This window comes from Bacillus haikouensis, assembly GCF_013179555.1.
GTDB lineage: Bacteria > Bacillota > Bacilli > Bacillales > Bacillaceae_B > Rossellomorea > Rossellomorea haikouensis_A.
Genome location: NZ_JABMCR010000249.1, coordinates 1 through 5,957 on the forward strand (window position 1 = coordinate 1; position 5,957 = coordinate 5,957).

9 protein-coding genes are annotated in these 5,957 nt (G+C 43.3%); 8 read left to right on the forward strand and 1 reads right to left on the reverse strand.

What is annotated here, in order from left to right:
- The 6 genes from HP456_RS18630 to HP456_RS18655 form a co-directional block, all read left to right on the forward strand.
- The coding region (locus HP456_RS18630; RefSeq protein ID WP_172250161.1) for an IS3 family transposase at nt 1-90 on the forward strand (90 nt) is incomplete at its 5' end.
- Nucleotides 91-742: 652 nt separating this feature from the next.
- Nucleotides 743-2,431 (forward strand): DNA polymerase III subunit gamma/tau, encoded by a 1,689-nt coding sequence (gene dnaX, locus HP456_RS18635; RefSeq protein ID WP_172253869.1) that lies wholly within the window; start codon nt 743-745, stop codon nt 2,429-2,431.
- A gap of 64 nt (nt 2,432-2,495) precedes the next feature.
- The gene (locus HP456_RS18640; RefSeq protein ID WP_172253871.1) at nt 2,496-2,816 is read left to right on the forward strand and encodes a YbaB/EbfC family nucleoid-associated protein; all 321 of its coding nucleotides are present in this window, start codon (nt 2,496-2,498) and stop codon (nt 2,814-2,816) included.
- Between the two features lie 11 nt (nt 2,817-2,827).
- Nucleotides 2,828-3,424, forward strand: a complete 597-nt coding sequence (gene recR / locus HP456_RS18645) for a recombination mediator RecR (protein WP_172253873.1) — start codon at nt 2,828-2,830, stop codon at nt 3,422-3,424.
- Between the two features lie 14 nt (nt 3,425-3,438).
- Nucleotides 3,439-3,657: a YaaL family protein gene (locus HP456_RS18650; RefSeq protein ID WP_172253874.1), complete on the forward strand. Its 219-nt coding sequence runs from the start codon at nt 3,439-3,441 to the stop codon at nt 3,655-3,657.
- Between the two features lie 61 nt (nt 3,658-3,718).
- Complete coding sequence (locus HP456_RS18655; protein ID WP_172253875.1) at nt 3,719-3,982, forward strand: pro-sigmaK processing inhibitor BofA family protein; 264 nt, start codon at nt 3,719-3,721, stop codon at nt 3,980-3,982.
- 100 nt (nt 3,983-4,082) lie between these two features.
- On the opposite strand, the gene HP456_RS18660 is transcribed toward HP456_RS18655, so the two are convergent.
- Nucleotides 4,083-4,562, reverse strand: a complete 480-nt coding sequence (locus tag HP456_RS18660) for a PaaI family thioesterase (protein WP_172253876.1) — start codon at nt 4,560-4,562, stop codon at nt 4,083-4,085.
- A 194-nt stretch (nt 4,563-4,756) separates the two neighbouring features.
- Between HP456_RS18660 and HP456_RS18665 the strand changes: the two genes are divergently transcribed.
- Together HP456_RS18665 and HP456_RS18670 are read left to right on the forward strand one after the other, a co-directional pair.
- Nucleotides 4,757-4,993, forward strand: coding sequence for a hypothetical protein (locus HP456_RS18665; protein WP_172253877.1), 237 nt, complete (start codon nt 4,757-4,759; stop codon nt 4,991-4,993).
- A gap of 189 nt (nt 4,994-5,182) precedes the next feature.
- Nucleotides 5,183-5,578: a hypothetical protein gene (locus HP456_RS18670; RefSeq protein ID WP_172253878.1), complete on the forward strand. Its 396-nt coding sequence runs from the start codon at nt 5,183-5,185 to the stop codon at nt 5,576-5,578.
- The last annotated feature ends 379 nt before the right edge of the window (nt 5,579-5,957 follow it).

The window sequence follows — 5,957 nt, forward strand, 5'->3', positions numbered from 1 at the left end:
ATTACTTACTATAACCACCATAGATATCAATGGAATCGAAAAAAGATGACCCCTGTTCAATACAGAGATCATCTTTTAGAAGTAGCTTAGGCTTTTTAAAAATGTCCTTTACAAAGGGTACACTTTATTATCGGGGTGGGCTTTTTGTTTGATTTCTTCGGTTTTGAATTTGATTTTGAGTTGATCGGGACTTGTTTCTGCTGAAAATTGTTAAATGGCAAGATTATTGTCCGTTTTGGCAAGAATATTAAGTTTACCGGCAAGAATATAGTGCGGAATGGCAAGAATATGGTGATAAACGGCAAGATTTCAGTCGAAATGGAAATATTTTATTCAGTTGAAATAAATATGATTCGAAAACCCGATAAAACGCAAGGATAGAATCCACTTAAGCAGGATTAGCACCATTTCTCACAGAACGCCCGTCCACAACTGCACTAATGAACAAACAACTTCCTCAAACCTCCCCTGCAAACAACCCTAATAAACAAAATCCAAATCAATTCCCCCGCCCCTCATGACCCTATTCAACCTTTCTGAAATCAGTCCCCGGTTTTCTTTGTAATACTGCTTGAAAATACGTTATAATAGACGGGATAACATGTATCGGACGAACAGCGCAGAACGATGTCATGAATGTCATTCGCTTGGGACTGCAATGACACACTGTACACAGCATACTTATATAAGGTTTTCGAAATGTAAAACAAAAGAGCTTACATAATGAACAGGGGGGAGTATTTTGGCATATCAGGCATTATATCGTGTGTGGCGTCCGCAGTCATTTGTAGATGTTGTGGGACAGCAGCATGTTACAAAGACATTGCAAAATGCTCTCCTTCATCAGAAGATTTCTCATGCATACTTATTTTCAGGTCCGCGTGGAACAGGGAAGACGAGTGCAGCAAAGATCCTTGCCAAAGCGGTCAACTGTGAACGTTCCCCGGTTGCCGAGCCGTGTAATGAGTGTGATGCATGTAAAGGGATCACGGACGGATCGATCCCCGATGTAATTGAAATTGATGCTGCTTCGAATAATGGAGTAGAAGAAATACGGGACATCCGCGATAAAGTTAAGTATTCACCAAACGTGGTTGAGTATAAGGTCTATATCATAGACGAGGTTCATATGCTTTCCATCGGGGCGTTCAATGCCCTTTTGAAAACATTGGAGGAACCTCCGAAGCACGTCATCTTCATTTTGGCGACCACTGAGCCCCATAAGATTCCGCTTACGATCATTTCCCGGTGTCAGCGGTTCGATTTCAAACGGATCACCGCCATGGATATTGTCGGAAGGATGAGCCATATCGCAACGGAGTCAGGTGTGAACTATGAAGAAAATGCGCTGGCGGTGATTGCAAGAGCGGCAGAAGGCGGGATGCGGGATGCGCTCAGCCTGCTCGATCAGGCGATTTCCTTCAGTCAGGATATTGTGACGGTCGATGATGCGTTAACGGTCACGGGTGCAGTGTCCCAGGGGTATTTAAACACACTGGCCCGGTCGATTCTTGAGAAAGATGTTTCGAAAGGGCTGGGTGCGCTCGAAGAACTGCTTTTTCAAGGGAAGGATCCGTCACGATTTGCAGAAGACTTCATCCTTTATTACCGCGATATGCTTCTGTATCAAACGGCACCAAATCTTGAGGAATCGATGGAGCGGGTGCTGCTCGATGATGAATTCAAGGAACTCGCCGGTCAAACGCAGGCTAGCCAGATTTATCAATACATCGATGTGTTGAATCAAGCAGGGCAGGAGATGAAATTCTCCAATCATGCCCGCATCTATTTAGAGGTATCCATCGTCAAGCTGTGTCAGCTCGAAGCACCTGTCAGCTCGTCTTCACCGGAAGTTGGCGAGATGATGAAGAAAATCCAGGAGCTTGAAAAGGAAATCCAGCAGTTAAAAGCTGGCGGAATCAAAGTTCAATCGGAACCAGCTGCACAACCGGCTAAAAAGCCTGTCCGTGCGAAAAAAGGCTTCCGAGCGCCAGTCGGACAGATCCAGGAAGTCTTAAAGAATGCAACGAAAGAAGACCTTAACCTGATCAAGAGCCGCTGGGGCGACATGATGGAAACACTGAATCAGCGTCAAATGCGATCGCAGGCTGCACTGTTGAATGATGCAGAGCCAGTTGCGGCAACAGTTGGTTCATTTGTGTTAAAATTCAAATATGATATCCACTGCCAGATGGCAATGGAGAATCAGGCTTTCATCTCGAGCATGGACTCCATCCTGCAAGAGCTCACCGGAAATAATTATTTCCCGATAGGAATTCCTGAAGATCAGTGGATCCCGTTAAGGGAAGATTTTATCCGCCATTCACAGACGGATACAGGGGAAGGTGAAGCAGGAGAAGCAAAGGAAGAAGATACACTTCTCTCGGAAGCGGAAAAGATTGCAGGAGATTTAGTCGAACTAAAAGATTGATGATTGAACTACCACATCAAGTATGTGAAACTTTTTATAAAAAATTTTTGGAGGTCATGAAACTATGCGTGGAATGGGTAATATGCAAAATATGATGAAACAGATGCAAAAGATGCAAAAGAAAATGGCAGAAGCACAGGAAGAGCTTGGTGAAAAGCAAATCGAAGGATCAGCAGGCGGCGGAATGGTGACTGTCATCGTTTCAGGTCACAAGCAGGTTCTTGACGTGAAGATCAATGAAGAAGTAGTGGATCCTGAAGATATCGATATGCTGCAGGATTTAGTGCTTGCTGCAACAAACGAAGCTCTTAAGAAAGCAGAAGAATTAACGAACTCTACTATGGGTCAATTCACTAAAGGAATGAACCTACCGGGAATGTTCTAGGAGGCAATATCATGCATTATCCTGAGCCTATATCAAAGCTGATCGACAGCTTTATGAAATTGCCAGGCATTGGGCCGAAAACCGCGGCCCGACTGGCTTTTTTTGTACTTAGTATGAAAGAAGACACGGTATTGGACTTTGCGAAAGCACTTGTCAACGCCAAACGCAACCTAAGCTACTGCTCTGTCTGCGGTCATATCACGGACAGGGATCCCTGCTATATTTGTGAGGATCAGCGAAGAGACCGCAGTATCATCTGTGTGGTCCAGGACCCCAAAGATGTGATTGCGATGGAGAAGATGAAGGAATATAACGGTCTTTATCATGTCCTTCATGGCGCCATTTCCCCTATGGACGGAATCGGTCCTGAGGATATCAACGTACCTGACCTGATTAAACGTCTTCAAAGTGACGAGGTGCAGGAAGTGATTCTTGCGACAAATCCAAATATCGAAGGCGAAGCAACCGCCATGTATATATCTCGTCTCGTCAAACCATCCGGCATCCGCATCACAAGGATTGCACACGGCCTGCCTGTCGGAGGGGACCTTGAATACGCGGATGAAGTTACATTGTCCAAAGCCCTTGAAGGAAGAAGAGACGTTTAAAAGGGAGAGAATCTATGTTTTTCCGGAAAAAAGGGAAACTCAAACGAGAGTATGATCAGACTCTGCTTCAGACATTGGAAGAAACGAAACAGCATTGGAACCAACAGCGAAGCATCGACGAGATGAGTGTGGACTATAATTTAAATCTTCACTGCTCTTCAAAAATTGCTGAAGCAAAATATTTTTTCTTATTTAGAGAAGCGAAACACAGAAATATCGTCATAAAAAGGTAGACAACCTTCATATCCTTTCAATAAGTGATTCATAATGTTCCATGTTGAGAGGAGAGAGGGTATGAACCCAGTAATTGTGATATCAGTGATAAGCGGACTCATCGTCCTTCTGTTAGCCGCGGGCACACCCGTCAAACCACTGCGATTTGTAGGACAAGTCGCCATGAAGGTCATGATCGGAGCACTATTTCTATTTTTCCTGAACGCCTTTGGCAGCCAGTACGGAATTCATGTCCCCATTAATTTAGCGACATCCTCCATTTCTGGAATCCTTGGAATTCCGGGAGTGGTGGGCCTGACTGTGATACAGATGTGGGTTTTGTAAAGCGGATAAAGAAAGAGAAAAACAGCCTGTTTAAGGGCTGTTTTTCTTTGTAATAATCTGCTCCTGTTATAAAGACAGAGGTTCTTCCTGCTGCCTGCGATCAGCTTTGCATAAATGTCTCCGGCATCACCACAGCCACCACTTCGCCGCGGGCACATAGTTTTCCTTCGGCAAAAACTTCCGTTTCTACTTTGAACTTCTTTGGATGAATTTTTTCAACAGTTCCGACCGCCCTCAAAGGAACCCCATGTGGAGTGGGCTTCATGAAATCCACATGCAAAGAGGCGGTCACAAATCGCGGGGGCTCTTGTCCATCCCCTACATTTCCTCCATTCAATTTGTGAAGTGCAATGGCAGCAGATCCGGTTCCATGGCAATCGATCAGCGAAGCGATCAGTCCGCCATAAACATAACCCGGAAGAGCGGTATGTTCAGGCTTGGGAGTGTAGACCGTAACAGTATTCCCGCCTTCCAGACCGGTGCGGAAATGATGTCCGTTTTTATTCAAGCGCCCGCATCCGCAGCACCAAGCAAAATCATCAGGGTATTGATCTTGAATCGCATGTTTGATTTCATTCATCTTCTATTCCCCTTTCTTGGAGTCCTGTATCTTCTTTACTATACCTTCTTCTATTAAACATGTTGGGCTTCCTCTATTTAACGATTAAAAAATACCTATTCTTTATCATTTATAAATGGTGTCCTTTGGGTCGAACCCCTCCCCTCTACTTTTACCCCATCAATCAAAATTTGAAGAAAGCTGGTGGTTTATTGATGAAAGGAAGAACTTTCCAAGAAGATTCAAACACACGAGTTTGGCTGCAGGAATTCAAACATCCCGGAGAACATCTGGAACTGCTCGAAAAACTGAAGATCAGCAAAGAATTTGATATGCGGTACCGCGGTTTAATGGAGTACTACAGGAATGACCTTATCGACTATAAAAGAGAACAGATGGCCAATAAAAAAGAAATGAATTCCTCCGATCCTTTATGCCCACTACATGACTGATCACTTAGAAGATGAATGCCCTCCATCATGGAAAGAGTGTCCCTCCTCATTTTGGGAAGAATTGATCTTTGCCTATCTCCCGCATTACACCAAAATCATCCCGCATAAAAACTACGCAGAGATTTTCCTTTCACAACTGAGAAAATTCGTCCGGTGGCTGGATGAAAAGAACAAACTGACTTTTTACAGTTGGTTGATGGATACATCATCAATGGAACACCAATCCTTAAAAATTGCGAAGACCTTCTCAACTATTTCTTCTTAAAAGACTATCCCCGTTTCCATCAACCAGATTGGGTTTACGAAAAAGACCATGACCGCTGGGAAAAACAAGCGGGAGAATATAGTGAATCGATTAATAGTCTCTTTCACATATCTGCTGTCACAGAAGACGGTATCATCCTCAAGGATATTGATTCTCACCGCACTTATTTCACCAAAAGCTTTCCTATTAAAAAAATCTCATCTGAACTTTTGCTGTCCGGTTGCCTTGGCAAAAGACCTCATGAGCTCGTATGGGACTGGATCGTTACAGAAAGTATATATCCAGTGAAAGGAGGAAAGTATATTCAATTTGCAGGTTAATAATCATAGCCATCCCCGTTTCGGTTTAATTCGGGTATGGCTTTATTCTTGGTTTATATAACGTCTTGATTTGAAGGGGCAAATTTACTTCTTTCAAAAAAGTTTATAAATAGTATTGACTCTTTAATAGAAAAGGTGCTATTATATTCCTTGTCGCCGAAAACGACACAAAAACAACTTTCAAAAAAAGCTTGACGCTTTATGATGAAAAATGTTATATTTAAGAGGTGCTCAAGCGAGCCTACTTAAAACATTGAACCTTGAAAACTGAACAAAACAAGACAATACGTCAACGTTAATTCTAGATTTACCGCAACGATTGAATCGTTGCAAACAAGAGCTATTCAAACTTTTATCGGAGAGTTTGATCCTGGCTCAG

Bases quoted from the DNA above. Each gene is read 5' to 3' on its own strand.
- HP456_RS18655 (WP_172253875.1), top strand. From the start codon at position 3,719: ATGAACCCAGTAATTGTGATATCAGTGATAAGCGGACTCATCGTCCTT.
- HP456_RS18660 (WP_172253876.1), bottom strand. From the start codon at position 4,562: ATGAATGAAATCAAACATGCGATTCAAGATCAATACCCTGATGATTTT.
- recR (WP_172253873.1), top strand. From the start codon at position 2,828: ATGCATTATCCTGAGCCTATATCAAAGCTGATCGACAGCTTTATGAAA.
- HP456_RS18650 (WP_172253874.1), top strand. From the start codon at position 3,439: ATGTTTTTCCGGAAAAAAGGGAAACTCAAACGAGAGTATGATCAGACT.
- HP456_RS18665 (WP_172253877.1), top strand. From the start codon at position 4,757: ATGAAAGGAAGAACTTTCCAAGAAGATTCAAACACACGAGTTTGGCTG.
- HP456_RS18640 (WP_172253871.1), top strand. From the start codon at position 2,496: ATGCGTGGAATGGGTAATATGCAAAATATGATGAAACAGATGCAAAAG.